We start from the raw sequence: 25,099 nt of genomic DNA, 5'->3' as shown, positions 1-25,099 counted from the left end.
CAGACTTTGCTGGAGGCCGTCCGATGAGAATTATGCTCAGGCGCCTGCTGCTGCCATCTCGTCGCGGATAACTTTGCGCAGATCGTCGATAGGTTTCAGCACGCCTTCTTGTTCAAAATGCCAGAAGGTCCAGCCATTGCAGGCGTCGAACCCTTGCACCTTGGCGCCAATACGATGGATCGAACCAGCTTCGCCATTGGCCGCCAAAGTGCCGTCAGCGCGAACGATCGCCGCATAACGACGGCGCGCATCGCAAAGAACCGTTCCCGGACGTAAGAGACCTGCTTCCAGCACGCTGGTGAAAGCCACACGCGGTTCAGCGCGCTTGCCGGTCATGACGGTCAGTTCGGCCTTGCCGAGCGGCTCGACTGCATCGATGCGAGCGGTTGCGGCGTCGATATAGGTCTGTTCGCGTTCGATACCCACAAAATGGCGTCCGAGACGCTTCGCCACCGCGCCGGTCGTGCCGGAACCGAAGAATGGGTCGAGAATAACGTCTCCCGGCTTGCTCGAAGCCATCATGATGCGGGCCAGGAGCGCTTCCGGCTTCTGCGTCGGATGAACCTTGTCACCGTTCTCGTCCTTCAGGCGTTCTGAACCCGTGCAGATCGGGAACAGCCAGTCCGAGCGCATCTGCACATCGTCATTGGCGGCTTTCATCGCTTCATAATTGAAGGTGTAGCCTTTGCCCTTCTGGTCGCGCGATGCCCAGATCAACGTCTCATGCGCGTTCTGGAAACGACGTCCGCGGAAGTTCGGCATCGGATTGGTCTTGCGCCAGATCACGTCATTAAGGAGCCAGAAGCCCAGATCCTGCAACTGTGTGCCGACGCGGAAAATATTGTGATAGGAGCCGATAACCCAGATCGTGCCATTCGGCTTCAAAACACGGCGGCAGGCCAAAAGCCAGGCGCGGGTGAAAGCGTCATAAGCCTGAAAGCTCTCGAACTGGTCCCAATGATCGTCAACAGCGCTGACCATCGACTGATCCGGGCGATGCAGATCGCCACCCAGCTGAAGATTGTAGGGCGGATCGGCAAAGATGACATCGACGGAATGATCCGGCAGGCGCTCCAGAGCGGAAACGCAATCACCCTTGATGATGGAGTCGAGCCAGGCGGTACGCGGGGCCTCGATGGGCAACTCATGGGCAAGACGTACTAGGGACATGGGATACTCGATTACCTGTGGACGCGAAAACTTGTCCTTATGGTTACCGGGTAGGGTAAATATGGCGTTAACGCCAAGGTATTGAAATCGTAAACCTTTTCTTAAAAAGGCAACAAAGTCCCGGCTTTCCGGGCTTTTTCCTTTCAAACGATGCTGAACAATTTCACGACTGCCATCTTAACGCCGTCATCGAAATGCAAAGGCCGACGGGTAATGCGTCGTCACCAATAAGGCTTGGTTATCCCTTTCCGGCTATGATTTGCGAACAATCAGCCTTCGAGGCAACTGAGCCGACCGAACCGCGCCTGTCAGGTTTTTGCATATGAATTTCGCAGAACTGCGCCATAACCGTTATTTGAGGGTGTTCTTCGTTCCCTTCCGAATGCGCGCCGTTGTGCGCGGCAGCGAAATCGGTCTCGTCATCGCGGGTGTGGTGATCGGTATCATATCCGGCCTTGCCGTTGCGGCCATCGGCGGCATATCGCAATGGATGCATCAGGCGCTATTTGCGCTGGAACCCGGCGAAAAGCTCAGTTCTGCGGCGCAGCTTTATCCCAGCGCCTTCATCGCGCCGCTGGCTGGCGGCATCCTCATGGGGGTGGTCATCTGGGTGCTGGCGCGTTGGCGCAAGCGCCCCATCGTCGACCCCATCGAAGCCAATGCCTTGCATGGCGGTCGCCTGTCGCTCACCGATAGCTTTATTCTCGTCGGGCAAAACCTGATTTCCAACGGCTTTGGCGCTTCGGTTGGCCTTGAGGCCGCATATACGCAGCTTGCCAGCGGCTTCGCATCGCGCATCGGGCGTGCACTCAAACTGCGCCGGGCCGACTTGCGCACGCTGGTCGGCTGTGGTGCGGCAGCGGCCATTGCCAGCGCGTTCAACGCGCCCCTCACCGGCGCATTTTATGCATTCGAGCTTATCATTGGCGTTTATTCCATCGCCACACTGGCCCCGGTGGTCGTCGCGGCGATTGTCGGCACTTTGGTGACGCAGGCCATTGGGGGCACACCTTTTCTGATCGATATCGGCAACATCGACGCCATCACCCCACGTGACTACGTGCCCGCATTGCTGCTGGGCTTTGTTTCGGCAGGGATCGCCATTTTGATCATGCGCGGCGTAACATTCGTCGAGCAAATCACCCGGCGCAGTTTTCTGCCCAATGTACTGACACCGGCTATCGGCGGGGCCATCGTCGGTCTGATCGCCTTCTTCTCGCCGCAGGTGCTGGCGTCCGGCCATGGCGCGCTGCATCTCGATCTGAATGCGAATATTACCATCTCGGCGCTGCTGTTGCTGATCCTGACGAAATCGCTGGCCTCGGCAATTTCCATCGGCTCCGGCTTTCGCGGCGGCCTGTTCTTCGCATCGCTGTTTCTGGGCGCATTGACCGGCAAGCTTTTCGCGGCGGTCGCGGGCGTGGTGCTGCCAACCAGCCTGACGCTTGCGCCGGAAGTCTATGCGGTGATCGGCATGTCATCACTGGCCGTCGCCATCGTCGGCGGCCCTATGACCATGACCTTTCTCGCGCTGGAACTGACCGGCGATTTTCCGATTTCCATGCTGGTGCTGGGCGCCGTCGTGTCCTCCTCGCTGATGGTCCGCAAGACCTTCGGCTACTCCTTCGCCACCTGGCGCTTCCACCTGCGCGGCGAAGCCATCCGCTCGGCGCATGATATTGGCTGGATACGCAATCTGACCGTCAGCCGCATGATGCGTCACGATGTGCGCACCGTGCTGATCGACACGGATATCGAAACCTTCCGCCACGATTTCCCGCTTGGTTCCACCCAGCGGGTCATCGCGGTGGACGCGCAAGGACGCTATGTCGGCATGATCCCCGTGCCGGAAGTCTATGCCGACAGTTTCGACAGTTCGGAAAACCACAGCATCAGCGAGCTTTTGAAGTATCAGGATGAATTCCTGTTGCCGCAAATGAACGCAAAGGAAGCTGTCGTGCGGTTTGACCGTTCCGAAAGCGAAGCGCTCGCCGTGGTCAACAATGCGCAGGAACGCAAGGTCATGGGCCTGTTGAGTGAAGCGCATACGCTCAGGCGCTATAGCGAAGAGCTGGACCGCAGACGGCGCGAGGTCTCCGGTGAAGTTTGACGCTAGGGCTATAAAGTTGTAGCTGATCCTTCAATATTCCCGATGCGTTCCCGCAAGTGTGAATGCGTCCTCCTCCCGATAAGAAGGCTACCCACATGGCGGCTCCGTCCCTCATCATTTTCGATTGCGATGGCGTTTTGGTGGATTCCGAAATCATCGCTGCGGAAGTCGAATCCGTGCTTCTGACCGATGCCGGTTTTCAGATTTCCGCCGACGAACTGGCCGAACGTTTCGCCGGTCTCACCTGGCAGGACATCCTGCTGACGGTCGAGCGCGAGGCAGGCATAGCGCTTTCCGCTTCGCTGATCGATAAATCGGAAAGCATTCTCGATGAGCGCCTCAAGAACGAGGTGCAGGCTGTCGATGATATTGTGGAAGTGGTTTCGGCATTGAAGCTGCCGAAATGCATCTGCTCCAACTCGACCAGCGCACGGCTGGAAACCATGCTGAAGCGCGTTGAGCTTTACGATCTCTTTGCACCGAATATTTTTTCGGCAAAGGAAGTCGGCACCAAAAAGACCAAGCCCGCGCCGGATGTGTTCCTTTATGCGGCCAAGCAATTCGATGCCGATCCAAGCAATGTGATCGTGATCGAGGATTCCGTGCACGGCATCCATGGCGCGCGTGCCGCCGGTATGCGCGTCATCGGCTTTACGGGTGGCGCGCACACCTATCCCGGCCATGCCGACCGCCTGACGGATGCTGGCGCCGAGACGGTGATCCACCGTCACAAGGATCTGGCGAGCGTCATCAACGCGCTATCGATCTGGACCGACGCCTGACACACAAGATGCCGGCACGCTGTCCGGTTTGATCCAAATATCGCGATAGCCCGAACGTTCGGGCTATCGTCTGTACTGCTTCAGTGTCTGAATCAAAAAGCGACAGGCCGTGGCGAAAATGGTGATTTCGAGAACCGGAGCTTGAGCCGTACTTTTGGGTACGTGAGCACCGGGAGCCTCGCGCAATCCAGAAAAGTTGCAGACTTTTCGGATCAGATTATGCGAATACAAAACTCAGATTGCCATTTGCAGTCCGGCATGGCGACTTTTGGAACAGACACTCAGGCGGCGGAGCGTTTGCTGCGCCCCTTCGGCGGCGCGTTGAGGATGGCCAGCAGCTCTTCGGCTTCCTGCTCGGCAAGACCGATCAGCAGCCGGGTCCCCATCATGACAGGCTCACCCGTAGACGTCTCGAAGATCGCCCAGGTATCCGTCGGTTCGAGAATACGTTCATATTTCTGTTTCATGGGTGCAGACTAGCGCAGACTCGTTGCTTTTCGTTTGAACATCGCTGTCGAATTTAATTCGAATTTTAGCTAAAGCGCGTTTTGCTTTTAGGATATTCACAGAATGCGGTAAGACATCAGTCTATCTAACCACGCGGCTCGCCGCCAATGCCCAGAAACGAGCCTTTTCGGGTCGTCTTCCGGCGTTTTACGGGTTTTGCGGGTTTTGCAACCACCAGCGTTCGCGCGATGATCGCAGAGACCGGCTTGCCGAAATACCAGCCCTGCGCCTTGACCGGCGCGCTGTCGCCCGCACTTTCCCTGGCGAAATAGAGCGCCTGCGCCTCCGTTTCCACACCTTCAACAACCACGTCCAGACAATGCTGCCGCGCCATGGCCAATATCTGCGGAACGATCGAAACCGTGCTGCCATTATCGACGGTCCGCGTGAACGTCTTATCGATCTTGATCGCATCCACATTCAACGCGCCGAGATAAGCCAGGCTGGAATAGCCTGTTCCAAAATCATCGATATAGATGCGATGCCCCTTCTCGCGCAAATGATGGATCGCACCGGAAGCCTTCGCAAAATCCACCGCTGTACGCTCGGTCAGCTCCAGACCGATCTGCTGCGGGTCGATGGACGCTTTCACCAGCCGCGCCTCCAGCCGGTTGGCGAATTCCATGTCATGCAGGTCGCGGGCGCTTATGTTGATATTGATGCGCAAGCCGGGCTTGGCGCGCAACAGCTCGCCCATTTCGCTGATCACTGCATCGATTACATAAAGCGTTATGCGATGGATCAGCCCGCTCTTCTCCGCCCGCGTAATGAAAACATCCGGCGGAACAAAGTCTCCCTTATGAATCTCCCAGCGTATCAGAGCCTCAAAACCGACAATCGCGCCACTGGCAACATTGACTACCGGCTGGTAGACAACCTCCAGTTCCTTTTTTGTCAGCGCTCTGGACAGGAGCGTCATCAGCGAACGGTCGCGATTATTATAGACGCGCCAGCCAAGGCCAAGACTGCCAGCCGCCAACATGCCAAGCACAATGGAAAGAAATGATCGCAGCCGCGCATGCAGGCTTGTGCGGTCGATCTCCGTCCTCAGCGTGAGACAGATGAGCTTGTCCGGTTCGCAGGCATAGGCGTTCAGCTGGTCATGCTTTTCGACAAAGTCCCTTATACGCCCGCCCGATAACGGCTCCAGATCGGCATTGGCCGGATATTCATAGAAGCGGGCGAAATTCTCGCGCGACTGGTCGCTCATGAACAGGGCGAAGGCATAGCCCGGCGTATGCATGAAATCGAAGGCCGCCGGGCTTAGAACGACATTGGAGTTGCCCTTGCCCATCACCGGGCCATAGGTTCCCGGCGTAACCAGCGGGCGGTCGGCATAGACGTAGGTTCCGTCAGGCAGCAGCACATCCGCCGTGGAGCGCGGTTCCTGCCGCGCCAGATCCGGCAGCAGCGTCGAACAGTTCAACCGGCCATCGATCAGCCGGCCGATATCCTTGATCTGATAGGCTTTGAAGAGAATTCTGCGCAGATAGACCCGCTCATCGGCGGAGCAAACCCTGTGGGGCGACTGTTCCGCCTGATCGAGAGTATTGTGCGCCGAGTCGATCAGCCGCCCCGCATAGGAAAGCAATGCCTCCATATAGGCATTCACCTGTCGCTCATCGCCCATTCTTCGTAGTTTTTCGCCAACCCAATGCCCGGCGACCGCTCCACAGAGAAGCAGCAAGAGAAGGATAAGAGGAACTGGATTGAAAAGGCTGCCGCCACTGCTCCGCCTGCGCACCATCCGCCCTTGAAACCTCGCAAACGATCTGTGGCAGGGACTATACTGCTTATCCCGCATAAGCAGCTATATTAAATATAAGCACAGACCCACAGCATCAATATAAACATATAAAAACGATATGACTATTACACGAACCGCATCTTTTGGGAACAATATTAATTTATTGGCAGTTTTGTTTTTGTATTAGAGCTCGCAAATATATCGACGTTCGCGACTGTACCAATATCGCGCGCAGGCAACAAAAAATGCGCGGGTTTTGCCCCGCGCATCTGGTTTTCCGATAAGCGCTCCGCCCTATCAGGCGCTGCGAAAATTACTTGGGATTCGGGCCTTCATCGAAGCCGACGAAAATCTGGATATTCTGCTTGTCCGGCATTGGCAGCGAAATGCCCTTGTCGTTGAAGACGAACTGGGTCGCGGTATCGCCGTTGGTGATGGTGACCGCCTGCTTGTGCAGCTTGGAATAGACCACCTGATCACCCTGACGCACGGCCACACGCACCGGCATGGTGATGGTGCCGCTCTTATATTTCGGACCGGGCACAACCTTGCCAGCGGCAGCCACATCGATGGTAATGTTGCCGTCGCCATACTGGCACGAACGCGTCACATCGGTCAGCGATGCCTGATAGACCACCTGTGCCGGGTCCTTGTCGCCGCCCTTGGCATAGGTGCTGAAGAAGGCGGTTCCGTCACGCAGCGTCACCGTCGGGCAATAGGCGCGAAGCTCAGATGCGCTGATGCGCTTTGGACCTTCAGCCGCCATATCGCCAGGCTTTTCGCTGCCACTGGTCGTGCAACCCGCAAGCGCTGCGAGCAAAACCGTTGCAAAGACTGGAAACAACGATGAACGATTCTGTGATGCTTTCTGCATAAACCGGGCTTCCCTGCATTAATTCGTTTGTTTGAGAGCGCGCCGATTTCATTGAAACCGCCGGACCACCCCAATTTGTTCCGCCGCCACATTTCCCAACGCAAAACCGCTTCGCACTTTTGCTGGAAATGCTTTATACCACTGCGCACAAAACAGTGCGCGATGACGTTTTCCCGTTTTTTGCCGCGAAGAGCAACCCCACCCCCTCCGGGATGTTTTAATTTCTTGCGGCTTTTTTATGGACGCCCTATTGCATTTGCACAGCTTTGAAACGCATCCCAATAAGATGCGCGTCGAATGAGACATGCGCAGCCGATCTGGGCAGATATCTGGAATGAAGGCCTGACGAAATGAAATATGTAAGCACACGCGGCGAAGCCCCGGTCCTGGGTTTTAGCGATGCATTGCTCGCCGGACTTGCCCGCGATGGCGGCCTCTATCTGCCGCAGGAATACCCGCAGTTTTCTCCAGAACAAATCCGCAGCCTGCGCGGAAAATCCTATGTCGAAATCGCGCTGGCCGTGCTGACGCCCTTCACCGGTGGCGAAATTCCGCAGGCCGATTTCGAACGCATGGTGCGCGAAGCCTATGGCACCTTCCGTCATGATGCCGTGTGTCCGCTCGTCCAGACCGGCGCGAATGAATTCGTGCTCGAACTCTTCCACGGCCCGACGCTCGCCTTCAAGGACGTCGCCATGCAGCTTCTGGCGCGCATGATGGACTATGTGCTGGCAAGCCGTGGCGAGCGCGCCACCATCGTCGGCGCAACCTCTGGCGATACCGGCGGTGCGGCAATCGAAGCCTTTGGCGGTCGCGACAACACGGACATCTTCATCCTGTTCCCGAATGGCCGCGTCTCGCCGGTGCAGCAGCGCCAGATGACTTCGTCGGGCTTCGCCAATGTTCATGCGCTGTCCATCGAAGGCAATTTCGACGACTGCCAGAACCTCGTCAAAGGCATGTTCAACGACCTCGCCTTCCGCGATGCGCTGTCGCTTTCGGGTGTGAATTCGATCAACTGGGCGCGTATCATGCCGCAGGTGGTCTATTATTTCACCGCTGCGCTGAGCCTCGGCGCGCCGGACCGTCCGGTGTCCTTCACTGTTCCGACCGGCAATTTCGGCGATATTTTCGCAGGCTATGTGGCCAAGCGCATGGGTCTGCCCATCGAACGCCTGATCGTCGCAACCAACGACAACGACATTCTGTCGCGCACGCTCGACACCGGCGCTTATGAAATGCGCGGTGTGGCCCAGACCACCTCGCCGTCGATGGATATCCAGATTTCGTCCAATTTCGAACGTCTGCTGTTCGAGGCCCATGACCGCGATGATGCTGCCGTGCGCGGCCTTATGCAGAGCCTGAAGCAATCGGGCGGCTTCACCATTTCCGAAAAGCCGCTTTCGGCGATCCGCGCCGAATTCTCCGCAGGCCGCTCGACGGTTGCGGAAACGGCGGAAACGATCAAGTCGGTGCTGGCTGATGACGGTTATCTTCTCGATCCGCATTCGGCCATTGGCGTAAAAGTGGCTCGCGAAAATGTGTCCGGCGCAGCACCGATGGTAGCGCTCGCCACCGCGCATCCGGCCAAATTCCCCGATGCCGTAAAGGCTGCATGCGGTGTCGAACCGCAGCTCCCGGCATGGCTGTCGGACTTGATGCAACGAAAAGAAAGCTTCACAGTTCTTCACAACGACCTGAAAATCGTAGAAGAATATGTAAGCCGCCATTCCAGAGCCCACGCCTGAGGCTCCGGAAAGGAAATTTGAGCCCGACCCCGAACCGGATCGGGCCCATGAAAAGTCAGAGCGGGGAATGCAGGGAGCAGTTCGCTTATGGGTGTTGAAGTAACGCGTCTTCCCAATGGGTTGACGATAGCCACCGATACCATGCCGCATGTGGAAAGCGTGGCGCTTGGAATCTGGGTTAAAGCCGGCGCGAGAAACGAAGCCGCCAACCGGCACGGAATAGCCCATCTCCTCGAACATATGGCCTTCAAGGGCACGGAAAACCGCTCTGCCTGGCAAATCGCCTCGGATATCGAAGATGTGGGCGGCGAGATCAACGCCGCAACCAGCGTCGAGACTACATCCTATTACGCGCGCGTGATGCGCGATGACATGCCTCTCGCCATTGATATCCTCTCCGACATCCTGACCGCATCGAAGTTCGACGAAGCCGAACTGGAGCGCGAAAAGCAGGTGATCATGCAGGAGATCGGCGCGGCGCACGACACGCCGGACGATATCGTCTTCGACCGTTTCACCGAAACAGCCTATCGTCACCAGCCCATCGGCCGCGCCATTCTTGGCGAGCCGGATACGGTGATGTCCTTCTCTTCCGCCGATCTGCGCCAGTATATGGACGAGCAATACAGCGCCGACCGCATGGTCGTAACGGCTGCCGGTGGCGTGGACCACGATGCTTTCGTCAAGGAAGTTGAAAAACGCCTCGGTGGTTTCCGTGCCCATAACACGGCCCCGACGCTTGAGCTTGCCACCTATGTCGGCGGCGACTTCCGCGAAAACCGCGAATTGATGGATGCGCAGGTGCTAATCGGCTTTGAAGGCCGCGCCTATCATGTGCGCGACTTCTATGCCTCGCAGCTTCTGTCCATGGTGCTGGGCGGCGGCATGTCTTCCCGCCTGTTCCAGGAAGTGCGCGAAAAGCGCGGCCTGTGCTATTCGGTCTATGCCTTCCATTGGGGCTTTTCGGATACCGGCCTGTTCGGCATCCATGCCGCCACGGGTCGCGATGAACTGGTGGAACTGGTTCCGGTCATCATTGACGAGCTGCACAAGGCGGCGGATTCGATCAGTATCGAGGAAGTCAATCGCGCCCGGGCGCAATATCGCGCCAGCCTTCTGATGTCGCAGGAAAGTGCAGCCAGCCGCGCAGGCCAGCTGGCCCGCCAGTTCCTGCTCTATGGCCGCCCGGTCGACAATAACGAATTGATGGAACGCCTTTCCCTGATCACGCCGGAACGCCTGACGGACCTTGCAGGTCGCCTGTTCCTCGACAGCAAGCCGACCATCGCGGGTGTCGGCCCCGTTGGCCGCCTGATGAGCTTCGGCGACCTCACCGATGCGCTGTCGACCAATGCGCATACGAGAAAGATAGCTGTTTAAGGCCGTAGGGGAATAAGGGAATAGGGGAGTATGTGGCCGTGAAGATTTCGTTTTTCCTACTCACTTATTCCCCTACTCACCTACTCCCCTAACTCCGATGATCGGCCTGTCGTTTCGGCGCAACAACCCGACGATCCTGCGTGGACAGCGCATTTATCTGCGCGAGCCCATGATGGGTGATTTCGCGGGCTGGGCAAATCTGCGTGAGCAAAGCCGGGCGTTTCTAACCCCGTGGGAGCCGACCTGGCCCGACGATGACCTGACGAAAAGCGCCTTCCGCTATCGCATGCGGCGTTTTCAGGAAGAAATTTCTGCCGGAACCGGCTATCCTTTCTTCATTTTCCGCAACAGCGATAATCGCATTCTCGGCGGTATCACGCTCGGCAATATCCGGCGCGGCGTAGGACAGAACGGCATGATCGGCTATTGGAGCGGCGCTCCTTTCGCGGGTAAAGGCTATATGACCGAGGCGCTCTCTCTGGTTATCCCCTTTGCATTCGACCAACTGCGGTTGCACCGGATTGAAGCTGCCTGTATTCCCCATAATGTACGTTCGGTCCGGCTTCTCGAAAAAGCCGGATTTCAGAGAGAAGGACTGTTGCGCTCCTATCTCAAGATAAATGGCTTCTGGCAGGACCACCTGCTGTTCGCCCTCATAGAAAGCGACAAACGTATGTTGGATGGCCGCATGATCAATGGCAAGGTTGAACGCTCGTGAGCGGTTTTTCTGAAAAGCTATTCCAGAACGCCGCGCGGTTTCTCGCGTTGATCGTCTTTCTGGCCTTTTCGACCGTTCATGCATCTGCCATCGAACCGATCAAGATTTCCAAGGACGACACCGCTCTCGATCTGTCGCGCGCCGTCGAACTCCTGCGCAACAAGGGCGAGAGCGTTCAGGTTTCTACCGCGCCCGGCCCCGATGGCATTGTGCGCCGCATCGAAGTGCAGGCCGATCAGAACAGCAATGCCTCCGGCGACTGGGCCGCTTTCTCCATCGCCAATCCGACCGACCAGCAGATCGACCGCCTGATCGTCGCGCCGCATTTCCGTCTTGTCGGTTCAGGCATTATCTGGCCGGATCTCGGCTCGCCGCGTATTGCGTCGATCACCCCCAGCGAAGGCTTCGCGCTCGACCGCCAGCCAAGCGCCGATGCGGATGTGTTCCGCATCACGCTCAATCCGGGCAGCGTGGTCACCTTCGTCGCCGAGCTTTCCTCGCATAATCTGCCGCAGCTTTATCTGTGGGAACCGGAAGCCTATAAGGACACGGTCAATTCTTATACGCTCTATCGCGGTATCCTGCTTGGCATTTCAGGCCTGCTGGCGCTGTTCCTGACCATTCTCTTCGTCGTCAAGGGCACCTCGCTGTTTCCAGCCACGGCGGCGCTTGCATGGGCGGTTCTCGCCTATATCTGCGTCGATTTCGGCTTCTGGAACAAGCTGATGGAAATCACACCCGGCAATGAGCAGATATGGCGCGCGGGCACAGAGGTGGCGCTTGCCGCCTCGCTGGTGATCTTCCTGTTCGCCTATCTCAATCTCAACCGCTGGCACGACCATTTCAGCTATGGCGCGGTGACGTGGGTTCTGGGCCTGCTGGCGCTTGCAGGCGTTGCGGTTTTCGATCCGCCGATTGCCTCGGGCATCGCCCGCATCTCGCTCGCACTGACCGTCGTTTCCGGTGTGGCGATTATCGGCTATCTCGCGGTGAAGGGCTATGACCGGGCGGTCATGCTGATACCCGCCTGGCTTCTCACATTGATATGGCTGCTCGGCGCATGGATGGCGGTCACGGGCCGTCTCGACAACGATATTGTCCAGCCAGCGCTGGGCGGCGGCCTCGTGCTGATTGTGCTTCTGATCGGCTTTACCGTCATGCAGCACGCCTTTGCGGGCGGTGCGCTGCAGCAAGGGCTGCTGTCCGACATGGAACGCCAGGCGCTTGCCGTCATCGGCGCGGGCGATATCGTCTGGGACTGGGATGTGCCGCGCGACCGCGTGGTTACGACGCCCGATATCGCCAACCAGCTCGGCAATTCGGCAAGCAGCTTGCAGGGACCGGTGCGCAACTGGCTGCCCGTCATGCATTCCGACGACCGGGATCGTTTCCGTTCGACGCTGGACGCCATTCTGGAAAACCGCCGCGGACGCATCGGCCAGATTTTCCGTATGCGCGCCAATGACGGCCATTACCACTGGTATGCGCTGCGCGCCCGCCCGGTGATCGGCTCGGACGGCGAAGTCGTGCGTTGCGTCGGCACGCTCGTCAACGTTACCGAGCAGAAGAAGGCCGAAGAGCGCCTGCTGCACGATGCCGTACATGACAATCTGACCGGCTTGCCCAACCGTGAGCTTTTCCTCGACCGCCTCAGCAATGTGATGAACATGGCGCGCGGCGAGAGCAATCTGCACCCGACCGTGTTCATGATCGATATTGACCGCTTCAAGCAGGTCAATGACAGTCTGGGCATGTCGGCGGGCGATACAATCCTTTTGACCATTTCGCGCCGTCTGGCGCGATTGATGAAGCCGCAGGACACGCTGTCGCGCCTGTCTTCCGACCAGTTCGGGCTGCTGCTTGCATCAGAGAGCGACCCCGGCCGTATCGCGGCCTTTGCGGAAGCGCTGCGTCAGGCCACCCGCGCGCCCATTGCCTACGCCAAGCGCGAGATCGTCCTGACCGCCTCCGTCGGCCTCATCACATGGACGAAAACCGCCACCACGGCAGAAGATTTCGTGAAGGACGCGGAACTGGCCATGTATCAGGCCAAGCGCTTTGGCGGCGACCGGATCGAGCCGTTCCGCCCAGCCTTCCGCGCCATCGGCAGCGACAAGCTGCAGCTGGAATCCGATCTGCGCCGCGCGCTCGAACGCGACGAAATCAGCATGGCCTATCAGCCGATCGTCAAACTGGAGGAAGGCACCATCGCCGGTTTCGAAGCGCTAATGCGCTGGGAACATCCGCGCCGTGGCGCAATCTCGCCGTCGGAATTCATTCCGATTGCCGAAAACTCTGGACTGATCGTGCAGCTTGGCCTTTTCGCCATGCAGCGCGCCGCCGAAGACCTCTTCGCCTGGCAGGAACAATTCCCGAAACTCGACCTGTTCGTCTCGGTCAACCTGTCATCCACGCAACTCATCCGGCAAGACCTCATCAACGATGTCCGGTCCGTACTGTCGCGCATCCACCTCAATCCGGGCAGCCTGAAGCTGGAGCTGACCGAATCCGTCCTCATGGAAAATCCCGAGCAGTCGGCCCATGTGCTGGCGCGGCTCAAGACGATGGGGATCGGCCTGTCACTGGATGATTTCGGCACCGGCTATTCGTCGCTAGCCTATCTGACGCGCTTCCCGTTCGACATCATCAAGATCGACCGCTCCTTCGTGAAGGGCGACCAGCCGCAGAAGACCACCCTGCTGCGTTCCATCGTCAGCATGGCGCATGATCTGGGGCTGGCGGTTGTGACGGAAGGTGTGGAGAGCGAAAGCGACGCGCTCCAGCTGCGCCAGATGGGCTGCGAATATGTGCAGAGCTTCATGTTCGGCCAGCCGACCAGCCGCGAAGACGCCACCCGTATGATCAAGGAACAGCTGGAAGCAGCGGCAGCGTGAGATTAGGGGAATAGGGGAATAGGGGAATAGGGGAATAGGGGAATAGGGGAATAGGGGAATAGGGGAATAAAAACTGAATCGGGTCAGCCGAAGCAAGTCTTTTTGACCTACTCCCTTACTGCCCTATTCCCCTACTCCCTTGACTCACGCATGCCCCGCGTCGGAAACCAGTCGCGACATGTCGATGCCCATATGCATCATGAGGCGGGAATATTTGCCTTCGATGTCGCTGTCGAAAAGCATGTCGAGCGGCGCATCGCAACAGAGCCAGCCATTGTCGGCAAGTTCTGCTTCCAGCTGCCCCGGCGCCCAGCCGGAATAGCCCAGCGCCATCAAAACCTGTGACGGGCCCTTGCCGCCATAAATGGCGCGCAGAATATCAACCGTTGCGGTCAGGCAGACATCTTCGGAGACCGGCATGGTGGAATCGACCATGTAATCGTCGGAATGCAGCACAAAACCGCGCGAGGTATCTACCGGCCCGCCATTGCGCACCATCATATGCTGCGTGCGCTCTGGCAAAATGATCAGTTCATCCTCATCGATCACGCCAATCTGGCGCAAAATATCCGGGAAGCCGATCGGCTGCAGTTGATTGATGATGAAGCCCATCGCGCCCTCGTCCGAATGGGCGCAGATATAGACCACCGACCGGGCGAAACGCTCGTCGCTCATGCCGGGCATGGCCAGCAGGAACTGCCCGTTTAAGAACCCCTGCTCGTGGTTTGGCTTCCGCATCGTGGTCATAGTGATGAAGGTAGCAAGCCTGCAGAAAATAACAATGGGCGTCGCAGAATTGTCTTCGACGGACGCAAAAATATAATTGCTCCCAACAATGTTGGACTTGAAGCAACCATGATTTCATTTCATTTTTGAACAATGAAAACACGTCTGAATATTCTTGCGTTTGGCCTGCTGGCCACCTCGGCCCTGCCCGCCCACGCTTCAACGTCCGCCTGGACCGACACCCCCGGCGGGCGCGTCCGCGTCATCATCGAAGATGGTGCGGTTTCAGCTGAAGCGGGCCCAAAGCGCGAGATACGCGGCGCGTTGCAAATCGAGTTGCAGCCGGGGTGGAAAACCTATTGGCGCAATCCGGGCAGTGCCGGTGTGCCGCCACAGATCAATCTTGATGGCAACGCCAACGCACAGATCGACTATCCCGCGCCAGTGCGGTTCGGTGGAGATGACGACGGCATCGGCTACAAGAAGCCGGTTTCGCTCCCCATCATCTTCAAGCTGCAACCCGATGACACACGCCTCAAAGGCCATGCCTTTCTGGGTGTTTGCGAACATATCTGCATCCCCGTGCAGGCCGAATTCGACTTCCCCGTGAGTGCAAATGCCGAATCCGCCGAGCCGCAGGCCATTGCCGCGCGTACCATTGTGGAGACGGCCTTCGGGCGGCTTCCGGCGACGGCCTCCCCCACTTTCGGCGTCAGCGCTGTGAAGCGCGATGAGGACACGGCCGTCTTCACCGTGGCCGTGCCTGATCCCAAAGCACCTGCCGAGCTTTTCGTCGCCAGCGACAAGCTTCGCCTGTCTGATCCGGTGGCGTCCGGCAATCGCAACTTCACCGTTACGATCAAGGGCAATGCGCGCTATGCAACAGTCGACTATACCGTCGTGCAGAACGGCAAGGCTGTATCGGGACAGGTCACGCTCGACTGAAGTCGTGTGCGCCCTCGCCCTTTTTGATGGCAATATCAACGTTTTGAAATTGTCGAGCGCCCCGTTATCGGTTTAACTGTCGCTGCCTGCGCTTCGCAGTGCGGCAATGACAGTTTTAAAATCAGGCAGCGGATCAGACGGCGATTTATCCCCTGCCCTCAGGAGAGAACAGATGACGATCAAAGTTGGCGACACGCTTCCCGCAGCAACCTTCAAGGTCAAGACTGCGGACGGTGTCAAGGAAGTGACGACCGACGAAGTCTTCAAAGGCAAGAAGGTCGTCCTCTTTGCCGTTCCGGGCGCTTTCACGCCGACCTGCAGCCTCAACCACCTGCCGGGCTATCTCGACAATCGCGATGCAATTCTCGCCAAGGGCGTGGATCAGATTGCGGTCGTCGCCGTCAATGACGCCTTCGTCATGGGCGCATGGGCGCAGAGCACCGGCGGCGAAGGCAAGATTCTTTATCTCGCAGACGGTTCAGCCACTTTCACCAAGGCAGCAGGCCTTGAACTCGACGCCACCGCGGGCGGCCTTGGCATTCGCTCCAAGCGCTATTCGGCCATCGTCGAAGATGGCGTGGTCAAGACGCTCAATATCGAGGAACAGGCCGGTCAGGCCGTGACCTCCGCTGCTGCCGGAATTCTCGAACAGCTTTGATCCAATGCAAAAAAGGGCGGTGAAAACCGCCCTTTTTAGTATCCAGAATGATGTCTAAAGCACCTTCAAAGATTTGTGGCCGCCATATTTGAACGGCTCCATACCGGCGCGGGCCAGTTCGTCGGCCCGTTCGTTTTCCGGGTGCCCGGCATGGCCCTTGACCCAGTGCCAGTTGACCTTGTGCGGCTTGCGCGCCTCATCCAGCAATTGCCATAGCTCGGCATTCTTCACCGGCTTCTTGGCCGCTGTTTTCCAGCCATTGCGCTTCCAGCCTTCAATCCAGCCGGAAATACCGTCGCGCACATAGACCGAGTCCGTATAGAGATCGACTTCGCAAGGTTCCTTCAGCGCCGACAGTGCCGAAATTGCCGCCATCAACTCCATGCGGTTGTTGGTGGTCTCGGCCTCGCCGCCCTTCAGCTCTTTCTCATTGCCGTTCCAGCGCAGCACCGCCCCCCAGCCGCCGGGGCCGGGATTGCCGGAGCAAGCGCCGTCCGTATAGGCTTCGATCCGCTTCACGCAGCCACTCCCTGCGGTTCCAGCCCATATTCGGCAGCCGAAACGATCTGGCGGTGGAAGCGCATCTTGCGCACATATTCCATCGGGTCCTTCTTCATGACGAAGCTGCCGTCGGGGACGGTCAGCCAGTCATAAAGCCGCGTCAGCATGAAGCGCACCGCAGCCCCCCGCGAGAGGACCGGCAGCGCATCGGCTTCCGCCGTCGAAAGCGGACGGATCGATGTGTAACCACGCAACAGCGCTGCGCCCTTGGTGCGATTATAGGAAAAGTCTTTTTCGAAGCACCACGCATTCAGGCAGACGGCAACGTCATAGGCCAGAATATCGGTGCAGGCGAAATAGAAATCGATGAAGCCCGACAGCTTGTCGCCGAGGAAAAAGACATTGTCCGGGAACAGGTCGGCATGGATCACACCGTGCGGCAGTTCGGCCGGCCAATGCTTTTCCAGAAAGTCGAGATCGGCTTCGGCTTCTTCGACCAGCCCCGGTTCGACCGTATCGGCGCGTTCGCGCGACAGGTTCCACAGCGGGCGCCAGTCGGGCAGCGTCAGACCGTTGCGGCGGCGCATGGCGAAATCCTCGCCTGCCAGATGCATGCGCGCCAGTCCCTCGCCCACGGCCTCGCAATGCGCCACCGTCGGCTTGCGCATCCACATGCCTTCCAGAAAGGTGACGATGGCCGCCGGGCGCCCGGCCAGTTCGCCGATCGTTTCGCCGTCGCTGCGTATCACCGGCTGCGGGCAATCCACGCCATGCCGGGCCAGATGCTGCATCAGGCCCAGAAAGAACGGCAAGTCTTCGCGGTTGGTGCGCTTTTCATAAAGCGTCAGAATGAAGGAGCCGGAAGTGGTGTGCAGGAGATAATTGGTATTCTCCACGCCCTCGGCAATGCCCTTATAGGACGTCAGCGTGCCGATATCGTATTGCTGCAGGAATGCGCCAAGTTCGATTTCGTTGATATCAGTATAGACGGCCATGCCGCTTATTTCCCCTATATGACCTTGGGCATTATTTTGGGCGCCAGTTTCGGAATGCCGACAACCCTGTTCTCGCCATTGACGAATGCCATATCCTGCACCGTCAGTTCCACATCGCGAATTTCACGATTCACAAGGAAGTTTTCCGTTTCCACTGCCGTTTCCGCCAGTTCGATGCGCACATCGAAGCGGTCGCGGAACGATGCGATGATTTCGTCAACGATGATTTCCGGGGCGGAAGCACCCGCCGAAAGACCGACGACCGAAATATCGCCGATCTTGTCCCACTCGATATCAGCCGCGCGTTGCACCAGCATGGACATGCGCGCGCCCGCCTTTTCCGCTACTTCGACCAGACGTTTCGAATTGGACGAATTCGGCGCACCGACAATCAGGAACAGGTCGCAGCCGGGCGCTGCCGCGCGAACCGCATCCTGACGGTTGGTGGTGGCATAGCAGATCGATTCCGCAGCCGGAGCCGAAAGATTGGGGAAGCGCGCCTGCAATTCCTCGATAATGCCTGCGGTATCGTCCACCGAGAGCGTCGTCTGCGTGACGAAACCGAGATTATCCTCATCAGCAAAATGGCAGTTGCGGGCGTCCTCGACCGTTTCGATCAGCGTGACAGCGCCTTCCGGCAGCTGGCCCATCGTGCCGATGACTTCCGGATGGCCGGAGTGGCCAATCAGGATGACATGGCGTCCAAGCCGCTGATGGCGCATGGCCTGCTTGTGCACCTTGGAAACCAGCGGGCATGTCGCATCGAGATAGAAGAGGCTCTTCGATTCCGCATCGGCAGGCACGGATTTCGGAACGCCATGGGCCGAGAAAACCACCGGCTGATCGCGATGCTCCGCCGGGATTTCATCAAGCTCTTCGACAAAGATCGCGCCGCGCGATTGCAGCCCTTCGACCACATAGCGGTTATGCACGATCTCATGGCGGACATAGACCGGCGCGCCGTATTTCTTCAGCGCCAGCACGACGATCTGGATCGCCCGGTCAACACCGGCGCAAAAGCCGCGCGGACCGCAAAGGCGAATTTCCAATGGGGGGCGCTGATCGGTCATGAAGAAGCTCGCAGGTTCGGCGTGACGAAATACTTAAGATCTGTAGCCTCCGAGTTGGGCCGCAACGCGGCCAATGTCAACCCCTTGGCGATTTTCGATAGCGCCAGAGCCACGTTCCGACAACCCCCATCAGCGCCAGAGCGAGGCCGTACCACGTCACAGCATATTGCAGATGATTGTTGGGAAAATCGATGATCGTCACGCCGCCGATGGGTAGACCGCCCGGATTGGGCTTGCTGTCGGCATCGATGAAGAAAGGCACCACCTGATTGAGATCCGGCAGATCGGCGCTTTCGGCCATCGCCGCCCAGTCTTTCCAGTAGAAGATATTTTTGGCGATATCGTTTTCGGGCAGGAAGAAACCGGGCTTTGCGGATAGCGGGTCGCGCGCCAGCCCGGTTATGCTCACCGGCCCGTCCAGCTGGCCATCGGCGCGGGTGGCCGGGTCCTTCTTCTCGTAGGGAACGAAGCCGCGATTGACCAGCACGAAGCGTCCGTCTTCCAGCATCAGCGGCGTATAGACATTATAGCCTGCCGCACCTTCATAGGTGGACAGGAAATGCCGTTCGCCCTGATGCATGAAGGTGCCGGAAACGGTCATAGGCAGATATTCGACCGTGCCCTTTTCCTTATAGAGCTTTTCCATCTCCGCCAGCGGCAAAGGCGGTTCCTTGATGCGCTCATTGGTGGAAGCGATCAGCGCTTCCTTCCAATAGAGCCGCTCCACCTGCCAGGTGCCGAGCGCCAGAAGGATGACGAGCGCGATACCCGATGCGATGAGAACGCCCCATGGAAAGCGGCGCGATGCCTGACGCTCTGTCATTCTTTGGTATCCGGATGGCTATCGGCACCTCGTTGTATCGTGCCGGGCGCGGCCTTGTTGCGATATTGCATATTGATGAGAATACCCTTCATCCATCGCATGGCCACGAGGCTGAGAATGATCGCCAGCGGCACCCAAAGGATGAAATGCACCCAGAGCGGCGGGCCGAGATTGACTTCCATCCAAAGCGCCAGCCCGACCACGATAAAGCCGATGATCAGGATCACAAAAGCTGCCGGACCGTCGCCGGAATCGGCAAACGCATAATCCAGCCCGCAGGCATTGCAGCGCGGCGCGACCGTCAGAAAACCATTGAACAGTTTGCCCTCGCCGCAGCGCGGGCAGCGCCCGGCAATACCGCTTTTGATCGGATCGACCGGCGGATAGAGATTGGCATCAGGCATCGCGCGCTCCAAGATCTTGACGGTGTTTCAAAACAAAAGGCGGCCATGTTGCCAGGGCCGCCTTGAAACTCAGATTACGGCCAATCAGCCGGCGTGCATCGGCGCGCCCCAACCACCCCAGACATAGATGGCGAAGAACAGGAACAGCCAGACCACGTCAACGAAGTGCCAGTACCAGGCGGCAGCTTCAAAGCCGAAATGCTGCTTTGGCGTGAAATCACCACCGATTGCGCGGAACAGGCAGACCAGAAGGAAGATCGTGCCGATGATCACGTGGAAACCGTGGAAACCGGTGGCCATGAAGAAGGTTGCGCCGTAGATCGAGTCCTTGAACGCGAACGGGGCGTGCATGTATTCATAGGCCTGCACGAACGAAAAGATAATGCCCAGCACCACGGTGATAGCGAGGCCGGTGATCATGCCCTTGCGGTCATTGTGCAGCAGCGCGTGGTGCGACCAGGTGAGCGTCGTGCCCGACAGGAGCAGAATCACAGTGTTGTAGAGCGGCAGGTGCAGCGGGTCGAGAACCTCGATGCCCTTCGGAGGCCAGACGCCGCCCGTAAACGTGGCGCGCGCCACCTGATGAACTTCGTTCGGGAAGAGGCTTGCATCGAAGAAGGCCCAGAACCATGCCACGAAGAACATCACTTCCGAAGCGATGAACATGATCATGCCGTAGCGCAGATGCAGCGACACGACGCGGGTATGGTGACCTTCCTTGCCTTCCTTGATGGTATCCGCCCACCAGCCATACATGCAGTACAGCACGATTGCGAGGCCGATGAAGAAAATCCACGGCGTGACGAGGTTCAGGCCGAAGAACGGCACCTCACCCGCATTGATGTAACGCATCCAGGCGATGCCGCCGATTGCGAGCACAAAAGCGCCCATCGAGCTCAGGAACGGCCAAGGGCTGGGCGCTATGATGTGATAATCGTGGTTCTTCTCGTGTACGTCCGCCATGTCTCTCCCCGTAATCCCCTGAGGGGCTCCTCTCTCGTGCCTGCCTGCTGAAATCCGCCAAGGGACACAAGCAAGCGCGACTATGTTTTGCGTCAGATGGCTCCCTGACCAGATGCCGCATACCGTCGATATTCAAGCGGTTTTACCAACGGTTTGATTCCGACAATAAAACCAGTCTTCGCATTTGTCTTTGCGGCATTATGTGCCGCCCCGGAACTGGCGTCCCGTTATCCCCCATTGCTCGCCGCATCATCCGGCTTCGTTGCTGCCTTTGCATCGGCAACCGGCTTCGGCTTGTCGATCGGGAAAAATGTGTAGGAAAGTGTGATGGTCTTCACATCCTTCAGATCGGGATCGTTGACGATCTCCGGATCGACGAAGAAAACCACCGGCATTTCCATGTCTTCGCCCGGCTTCAGCGTGGTATCCGTGAAGCAGAAGCACTGGACCTTGTTGAAATAGGCGCCTGCCCGGCCCGGCGAGACATTGAAGCTCGCACGACCAAAGGTCGCTTCATCGAACAGGTTGCGCGCTTCATACTTGATCATGGTGGTTTCGCCGATACGCACCGTCACTTCGCGCTGCACCGGCTTGAAATCCCAAGGCAGGCCATTAGCCGTATTGGCGTCGAAACGCACCTTGATGGTCTTGTCGAGAATCGTATCGGAATATTGCTCAACGCGCTGCGTCGTGCCGCCATAGCCCGTGACCTGACAGAACAGCGTGTAAAGCGGGACGGACGCATAGGCCGCACCGATCATGCAGACGAAGAAAGACACGCAGGCAATCGCAATGGTCCGGTTGGAACGCTGCTGCCGCTTGAGCTTATCGTCTTTGTTCTGCTGATCTGCCATGGTCTCCTCCCAGTTTCCCTCCCGAAACAGCCTAACCCGAACTGTTTGTCAGAGCGGCCGCACCAGAATATTGGCACCCAGTTTTGCTATCGTGCCGACATAGACGAGCAGCACGAACAGCGCCAAGGCAATTGCCAGTCCCCAGGACCGGTTGCGCTGGGCTTTCTTCTGCTGCTCGGTCGGCACGACCAGTTCCAGCTTCTCATGAACCGGATTTTCTGCCGTTTTATCCATTACAACACTCCAAAGGCGTGAAGCGCCTTCAACGTCAGTGCCTCGACAAGCATAACCGCGAACAGGCCGGACAGATACACCAGCGAAAAGCGAAACAGCTTGCGCGCGGCAACCAGCATTTCCGGCTGCGATGCGGCCATCCACATGCGCCAGGCATAATAGATGAAGGCTCCGCCCAGCAGCACCGATACGGCACCGTAGACCGGGCCTGCAAAGCCCATCACCCATGGCAGCACGCCGACCGGCGCCATGAGCAGCGTATAGAACATCGCCTGACGGCGGGTCGAAAGCTCGCCCCTCACATTCGGCATCATCGGAATGCGCGCGGCTTCGTAATCATTGGTCGAAAACAGCGACAGCGCCCAGAAATGCGGCGGTGTCCAGAGGAAAATGATCATGAACAGCACGACGCTGTCCCAGGTGATCTCGCCCGTTGCCGCAGCCCAACCGATCATCGGCGGGAACGCGCCCGCAGCACCGCCAATGACGATATTCTGCGGCGTCGAGCGCTTGAGCCACATCGTGTAGATGACGGCATAGAAGAAGATTGTGAAGGCCAGAAGCGCTGCCGACAGCCAATTGACCATCAGGCCCAGCGTCAGCACCGAAAAGACCGACAGCGTCAGACCGAAAGCCAGAACCTGATTGGGTGCAATCACACCAGCTGGAATCGGGCGGCTGCGGGTGCGCTTCATCACCGCGTCGATATCGGCGTCGTACCACATGTTCAGCGCGCCGGATGCGCCCGCACCAACCGCGATGCAGAGAATGCTGATGGCAGCCAGAACCGGGTTCATCGTGCCCGGAGCAAGGACAAGGCCGACCAGCCCCGTGAAAACCACAAGCGACATCACGCGCGGCTTCAGCAGAACCAGATAGTCCCGCGCCGTTGCCTCCGAGAACGCGACTGCGTCATTCGGACCTGAAGCGCTTACGTTTTTTTCCACCAGCGACATTAGACTTCAACAACCTCAAATTCACCGGTCCGACCACCGCATCTTGTTCGATGCAGTTCGACAACCAACACAACCTGTCCCTCCCGGAGAACATCCGTTCCTGCCGGAAATGCCGTGCAATTGTCGGCAGGCCAAACCTGCCAGTACGGTCATAACGCGATGGGCGGAACAGAATGTCGCCCGCCTTTAGCACAATTTGTTGGAAAGGGCGAAGCCTTTTGCAGACCTCCCCCTCCCCATCGCATCATCCTACGCAAAACCGCTTCGCACTTTTGCTGGAAATGCTCACTTTTCTCTGTCGCATTATCCTAAGCAAAACCGCTTCGCACTTTTGCTGGAAATGCTCATGCCCTTCGCGCGATTACTTGATGCGCGGCAGCTGTTCCCACTGGTGGTACGGCGGCGGTGAAGGAAGCTGCCATTCCAGCGTGGTTGCGCCTTCGCCCCATGGGTTTGCACCCGCTTCACGCTTCTTCGCGAATGCCTCGAAGACATTGTAGAGGAAGATCAGCACGGCAAAGCCCGAAATATAGGAGCCGTAGGACGACACCATGTTCCAGCCTGCATAGGCATCCGGATAGTCGATGTAACGGCGCGGCATGCCGGCGAGACCGAGGAAATGCTGCGGGAAGAAGATCAGGTTCACACCGATGAAGGTGACCCAGAAATGCAGCTTCGCGGTGAACTCGTTATACATGTAGCCGCTCATCTTCGGGAACCAGTAGTACCAGCCCGCGAAGATCGCAAAGACAGCGCCCAACGACAGAACGTAGTGGAAATGCGCCACCACGTAATAGGTGTCGTGCAGTGCACGGTCGAGACCGGCATTGGCGAGCTGAACGCCAGTCACACCACCAACCGTGAACAGGAAGATGAAGCCGATTGCCCACAGCATCGGCGCGCGGAAGGTGATCGAACCACCCCACATGGTCGCGATCCATGAGAAGATCTTGATGCCTGTGGGAACCGCGATGACCATCGTGGCGAACACGAAATAGCGCTGGGTGTCGAGGGACAGGCCGACTGTGTACATATGGTGCGCCCAGACCACGAAGCCGACGACACCGATGGCGACCATGGCGTAGGCCATGCCGAGATAACCGAAGATCGGCTTGCGCGAGAAGGTCGAGACGATGTGGCTGACGATGCCAAATCCCGGCAGAATCAGGATGTACACTTCCGGGTGACCGAAGAACCAGAACAGATGCTGGTAGAGGATCGGATCGCCACCGCCATCCGGCGCGAAGAAGGTCGTGCCGAAGTTACGGTCGGTCAGCAGCATGGTGATGCCGCCTGCCAGAACCGGCAGCGAAAGCAGAAGCAGGAACGCCGTGACCAGAACAGCCCATGCGAAGAGCGGCATCTTGTGCAGCGTCATGCCCGGCGCGCGCATGTTCAGGATCGTGGTGATGAAGTTGATTGCACCGAGGATCGACGATGCACCCGAAATGTGCAGCGCCAGAATGGCGAAATCGATTGCCGGACCCGGCTGACCGCTCGTCGAAAGCGGCGGATACAGTGTCCAGCCGCCGCCAGGACCCCAGCCGCCCGGTGCCGAAGGCATGAACAGCGAGATCATCAGCAGCATCAGCGCAGGCGGCAGAAGCCAGAACGAAATATTGTTCATGCGCGGGAAGGCCATGTCCGGCGCGCCGATCATCAGCGGCACCATCCAGTTGGCGAAACCACCGATCAGCGCAGGCATGACCATGAAGAAGATCATGACCAGCGCGTGCGCCGAGGTGAACACGTTGAACATCTGCTTGCCGGCATCAAGTGCGGCATCGCCCTCGACACCGTAGACCATGGACGCAAGGCCATGGAAAATCTGAATGCCCGGTTCCTGCAGTTCGGCGCGCATCGCGATGGACAGCGCGCCGCCGATGATACCGGCGATGATTGCGAAGATCAGGTACAGCGTACCGATGTCTTTATGATTGGTCGAGTAAACCCAACGAACCCAGCCGTGTGGCTTGTGGTCGTCATGGGCACCCTCGTGAGCTGCTGTGCCAGCCATGGAATTCGCTCCCGTTTTTCAAC

The 25,099-nt window shown here is 58.2% G+C and carries 23 protein-coding genes; 8 read left to right on the top strand and 15 right to left on the bottom strand.

Features of this window, described 5'->3' with window-relative positions; translation table 11 throughout:
• Nucleotides 1–36: 36 nt before the first annotated feature.
• Nucleotides 37–1,170, bottom strand: coding sequence for a site-specific DNA-methyltransferase (locus D8666_RS09515; RefSeq protein ID WP_121537389.1), 1,134 nt, complete (start codon nucleotides 1,168–1,170; stop codon nucleotides 37–39).
• 322 nt (nucleotides 1,171–1,492) lie between these two features.
• On the opposite strand from D8666_RS09515, the gene D8666_RS09510 reads away from it, so the two are divergent.
• Together D8666_RS09510 and D8666_RS09505 are read left to right on the top strand one after the other, a co-directional pair.
• Nucleotides 1,493–3,280, top strand: coding sequence for a chloride channel protein (locus D8666_RS09510; RefSeq protein WP_121537387.1), 1,788 nt, complete (start codon nucleotides 1,493–1,495; stop codon nucleotides 3,278–3,280).
• Between the two features lie 95 nt (nucleotides 3,281–3,375).
• A complete protein-coding gene (locus tag D8666_RS09505) occupies nucleotides 3,376–4,062 on the top strand; it encodes an HAD family hydrolase (protein ID WP_121537385.1) in 687 nt (228 codons plus the stop codon).
• 281 nt (nucleotides 4,063–4,343) lie between these two features.
• Here the strand turns inward: D8666_RS09505 and D8666_RS09500 are convergent, their stop codons facing one another.
• From D8666_RS09500 to D8666_RS09490, 3 genes are all read right to left on the bottom strand, one after another.
• Complete coding sequence (locus D8666_RS09500; protein WP_109368510.1) at nucleotides 4,344–4,529, bottom strand: hypothetical protein; 186 nt, start codon at nucleotides 4,527–4,529, stop codon at nucleotides 4,344–4,346.
• 125 nt (nucleotides 4,530–4,654) lie between these two features.
• Complete coding sequence (locus tag D8666_RS09495) at nucleotides 4,655–6,316, bottom strand: EAL domain-containing protein (protein WP_121537383.1); 1,662 nt, start codon at nucleotides 6,314–6,316, stop codon at nucleotides 4,655–4,657.
• A 313-nt stretch (nucleotides 6,317–6,629) separates the two neighbouring features.
• Nucleotides 6,630–7,190 (bottom strand): hypothetical protein, encoded by a 561-nt coding sequence (locus D8666_RS09490; RefSeq protein WP_121537381.1) that lies wholly within the window; start codon nucleotides 7,188–7,190, stop codon nucleotides 6,630–6,632.
• A gap of 350 nt (nucleotides 7,191–7,540) precedes the next feature.
• Between D8666_RS09490 and thrC the strand changes: the two genes are divergently transcribed.
• The 4 genes from thrC to D8666_RS09470 all read left to right on the top strand — a co-directional run bounded on the left by thrC (nucleotide 7,541) and on the right by D8666_RS09470 (nucleotide 13,930).
• Nucleotides 7,541–8,938: a threonine synthase gene (thrC, locus tag D8666_RS09485; protein ID WP_121537379.1), complete on the top strand. Its 1,398-nt coding sequence runs from the start codon at nucleotides 7,541–7,543 to the stop codon at nucleotides 8,936–8,938.
• An 87-nt stretch (nucleotides 8,939–9,025) separates the two neighbouring features.
• Entirely contained in the window at nucleotides 9,026–10,318 is a 1,293-nt protein-coding gene (locus tag D8666_RS09480) for a M16 family metallopeptidase (protein WP_109368506.1), read from the top strand.
• 97 nt (nucleotides 10,319–10,415) lie between these two features.
• Nucleotides 10,416–11,036 carry a GNAT family N-acetyltransferase gene (locus tag D8666_RS09475; protein ID WP_109368505.1) on the top strand — a complete coding sequence of 207 codons (621 nt, stop codon included), beginning with the start codon at nucleotides 10,416–10,418 and terminating at the stop codon, nucleotides 11,034–11,036.
• Entirely contained in the window at nucleotides 11,033–13,930 is a 2,898-nt protein-coding gene (locus D8666_RS09470; RefSeq protein ID WP_109368504.1) for a sensor domain-containing phosphodiesterase, read from the top strand. Before D8666_RS09475 ends, D8666_RS09470 begins: the two co-directional genes overlap by 4 nt.
• A gap of 144 nt (nucleotides 13,931–14,074) precedes the next feature.
• Here the strand turns inward: D8666_RS09470 and D8666_RS09465 are convergent, their stop codons facing one another.
• The gene (locus D8666_RS09465; protein WP_109368503.1) at nucleotides 14,075–14,677 is read right to left on the bottom strand and encodes a YqgE/AlgH family protein; all 603 of its coding nucleotides are present in this window, start codon (nucleotides 14,675–14,677) and stop codon (nucleotides 14,075–14,077) included.
• Nucleotides 14,678–14,809: 132 nt separating this feature from the next.
• On the opposite strand from D8666_RS09465, the gene D8666_RS09460 reads away from it, so the two are divergent.
• Nucleotides 14,810–15,601 carry a protein-disulfide reductase DsbD domain-containing protein gene (locus tag D8666_RS09460; RefSeq protein ID WP_121537377.1) on the top strand — a complete coding sequence of 264 codons (792 nt, stop codon included), beginning with the start codon at nucleotides 14,810–14,812 and terminating at the stop codon, nucleotides 15,599–15,601.
• Between the two features lie 172 nt (nucleotides 15,602–15,773).
• Complete coding sequence (locus D8666_RS09455) at nucleotides 15,774–16,259, top strand: peroxiredoxin (RefSeq protein ID WP_109368501.1); 486 nt, start codon at nucleotides 15,774–15,776, stop codon at nucleotides 16,257–16,259.
• 54 nt (nucleotides 16,260–16,313) lie between these two features.
• Here the strand turns inward: D8666_RS09455 and rnhA are convergent, their stop codons facing one another.
• From rnhA to ctaD, 10 genes are all read right to left on the bottom strand, one after another.
• Entirely contained in the window at nucleotides 16,314–16,778 is a 465-nt protein-coding gene (gene rnhA, locus D8666_RS09450) for a ribonuclease HI (protein WP_121537375.1), read from the bottom strand.
• Nucleotides 16,775–17,755 (bottom strand): homoserine kinase, encoded by a 981-nt coding sequence (locus D8666_RS09445; protein ID WP_109368499.1) that lies wholly within the window; start codon nucleotides 17,753–17,755, stop codon nucleotides 16,775–16,777. Before D8666_RS09445 ends, rnhA begins: the two co-directional genes overlap by 4 nt.
• A gap of 14 nt (nucleotides 17,756–17,769) precedes the next feature.
• A complete protein-coding gene (gene ispH / locus D8666_RS09440; RefSeq protein WP_121537373.1) occupies nucleotides 17,770–18,825 on the bottom strand; it encodes a 4-hydroxy-3-methylbut-2-enyl diphosphate reductase in 1,056 nt (351 codons plus the stop codon).
• Between the two features lie 76 nt (nucleotides 18,826–18,901).
• The gene (locus D8666_RS09435; protein WP_121537371.1) at nucleotides 18,902–19,648 is read right to left on the bottom strand and encodes an SURF1 family protein; all 747 of its coding nucleotides are present in this window, start codon (nucleotides 19,646–19,648) and stop codon (nucleotides 18,902–18,904) included.
• Nucleotides 19,645–20,052, bottom strand: coding sequence for a DUF983 domain-containing protein (locus D8666_RS09430; protein ID WP_121537369.1), 408 nt, complete (start codon nucleotides 20,050–20,052; stop codon nucleotides 19,645–19,647). The genes D8666_RS09435 and D8666_RS09430 overlap by 4 nt, the downstream gene beginning before the upstream one ends.
• A gap of 84 nt (nucleotides 20,053–20,136) precedes the next feature.
• Nucleotides 20,137–21,015: a cytochrome c oxidase subunit 3 gene (locus D8666_RS09425; protein ID WP_109368495.1), complete on the bottom strand. Its 879-nt coding sequence runs from the start codon at nucleotides 21,013–21,015 to the stop codon at nucleotides 20,137–20,139.
• A gap of 227 nt (nucleotides 21,016–21,242) precedes the next feature.
• Complete coding sequence (locus D8666_RS09420) at nucleotides 21,243–21,869, bottom strand: cytochrome c oxidase assembly protein (protein WP_109368494.1); 627 nt, start codon at nucleotides 21,867–21,869, stop codon at nucleotides 21,243–21,245.
• A gap of 48 nt (nucleotides 21,870–21,917) precedes the next feature.
• The gene (locus D8666_RS09415; RefSeq protein ID WP_109368493.1) at nucleotides 21,918–22,103 is read right to left on the bottom strand and encodes a cytochrome c oxidase system small membrane protein; all 186 of its coding nucleotides are present in this window, start codon (nucleotides 22,101–22,103) and stop codon (nucleotides 21,918–21,920) included.
• Nucleotides 22,103–23,059: a heme o synthase gene (locus tag D8666_RS09410; RefSeq protein ID WP_121537367.1), complete on the bottom strand. Its 957-nt coding sequence runs from the start codon at nucleotides 23,057–23,059 to the stop codon at nucleotides 22,103–22,105. The genes D8666_RS09415 and D8666_RS09410 overlap by 1 nt, the downstream gene beginning before the upstream one ends.
• 361 nt (nucleotides 23,060–23,420) lie before the next feature.
• The gene (gene ctaD / locus D8666_RS09405) at nucleotides 23,421–25,076 is read right to left on the bottom strand and encodes a cytochrome c oxidase subunit I (RefSeq protein ID WP_109368491.1); all 1,656 of its coding nucleotides are present in this window, start codon (nucleotides 25,074–25,076) and stop codon (nucleotides 23,421–23,423) included.
• Nucleotides 25,077–25,099 lie beyond the last annotated feature (23 nt).

Origin of the sequence: Ochrobactrum soli (assembly GCF_003664555.1) — a bacterium.
Taxonomy (GTDB): domain Bacteria; phylum Pseudomonadota; class Alphaproteobacteria; order Rhizobiales; family Rhizobiaceae; genus Brucella; species Brucella teleogrylli.
The sequence above is the reverse complement of the archived record's forward strand: the minus strand, read 5'-3'. Positions and strand labels throughout refer to the sequence as shown.

What these genes read in the sequence shown, in the direction of transcription:
- D8666_RS09515 (WP_121537389.1), bottom strand. Translation starts at nt 1,170, where the DNA reads ATGTCCCTAGTACGTCTTGCCCATGAGTTGCCCATCGAGGCCCCGCGT.
- D8666_RS09510 (WP_121537387.1), top strand. Translation starts at nt 1,493, where the DNA reads ATGAATTTCGCAGAACTGCGCCATAACCGTTATTTGAGGGTGTTCTTC.
- D8666_RS09505 (WP_121537385.1), top strand. Translation starts at nt 3,376, where the DNA reads ATGGCGGCTCCGTCCCTCATCATTTTCGATTGCGATGGCGTTTTGGTG.
- D8666_RS09500 (WP_109368510.1), bottom strand. Translation starts at nt 4,529, where the DNA reads ATGAAACAGAAATATGAACGTATTCTCGAACCGACGGATACCTGGGCG.
- D8666_RS09495 (WP_121537383.1), bottom strand. Translation starts at nt 6,316, where the DNA reads ATGGTGCGCAGGCGGAGCAGTGGCGGCAGCCTTTTCAATCCAGTTCCT.
- D8666_RS09490 (WP_121537381.1), bottom strand. Translation starts at nt 7,190, where the DNA reads ATGCAGAAAGCATCACAGAATCGTTCATCGTTGTTTCCAGTCTTTGCA.
- thrC (WP_121537379.1), top strand. Translation starts at nt 7,541, where the DNA reads ATGAAATATGTAAGCACACGCGGCGAAGCCCCGGTCCTGGGTTTTAGC.
- D8666_RS09480 (WP_109368506.1), top strand. Translation starts at nt 9,026, where the DNA reads ATGGGTGTTGAAGTAACGCGTCTTCCCAATGGGTTGACGATAGCCACC.
- D8666_RS09475 (WP_109368505.1), top strand. Translation starts at nt 10,416, where the DNA reads ATGATCGGCCTGTCGTTTCGGCGCAACAACCCGACGATCCTGCGTGGA.
- D8666_RS09465 (WP_109368503.1), bottom strand. Translation starts at nt 14,677, where the DNA reads ATGACCACGATGCGGAAGCCAAACCACGAGCAGGGGTTCTTAAACGGG.
- D8666_RS09460 (WP_121537377.1), top strand. Translation starts at nt 14,810, where the DNA reads ATGAAAACACGTCTGAATATTCTTGCGTTTGGCCTGCTGGCCACCTCG.
- D8666_RS09455 (WP_109368501.1), top strand. Translation starts at nt 15,774, where the DNA reads ATGACGATCAAAGTTGGCGACACGCTTCCCGCAGCAACCTTCAAGGTC.
- D8666_RS09445 (WP_109368499.1), bottom strand. Translation starts at nt 17,755, where the DNA reads ATGGCCGTCTATACTGATATCAACGAAATCGAACTTGGCGCATTCCTG.
- ispH (WP_121537373.1), bottom strand. Translation starts at nt 18,825, where the DNA reads ATGACCGATCAGCGCCCCCCATTGGAAATTCGCCTTTGCGGTCCGCGC.
- D8666_RS09435 (WP_121537371.1), bottom strand. Translation starts at nt 19,648, where the DNA reads ATGACAGAGCGTCAGGCATCGCGCCGCTTTCCATGGGGCGTTCTCATC.
- D8666_RS09430 (WP_121537369.1), bottom strand. Translation starts at nt 20,052, where the DNA reads ATGCCTGATGCCAATCTCTATCCGCCGGTCGATCCGATCAAAAGCGGT.
- D8666_RS09425 (WP_109368495.1), bottom strand. Translation starts at nt 21,015, where the DNA reads ATGGCGGACGTACACGAGAAGAACCACGATTATCACATCATAGCGCCC.
- D8666_RS09420 (WP_109368494.1), bottom strand. Translation starts at nt 21,869, where the DNA reads ATGGCAGATCAGCAGAACAAAGACGATAAGCTCAAGCGGCAGCAGCGT.
- D8666_RS09415 (WP_109368493.1), bottom strand. Translation starts at nt 22,103, where the DNA reads ATGGATAAAACGGCAGAAAATCCGGTTCATGAGAAGCTGGAACTGGTC.
- D8666_RS09410 (WP_121537367.1), bottom strand. Translation starts at nt 23,059, where the DNA reads ATGTCGCTGGTGGAAAAAAACGTAAGCGCTTCAGGTCCGAATGACGCA.
- ctaD (WP_109368491.1), bottom strand. Translation starts at nt 25,076, where the DNA reads ATGGCTGGCACAGCAGCTCACGAGGGTGCCCATGACGACCACAAGCCA.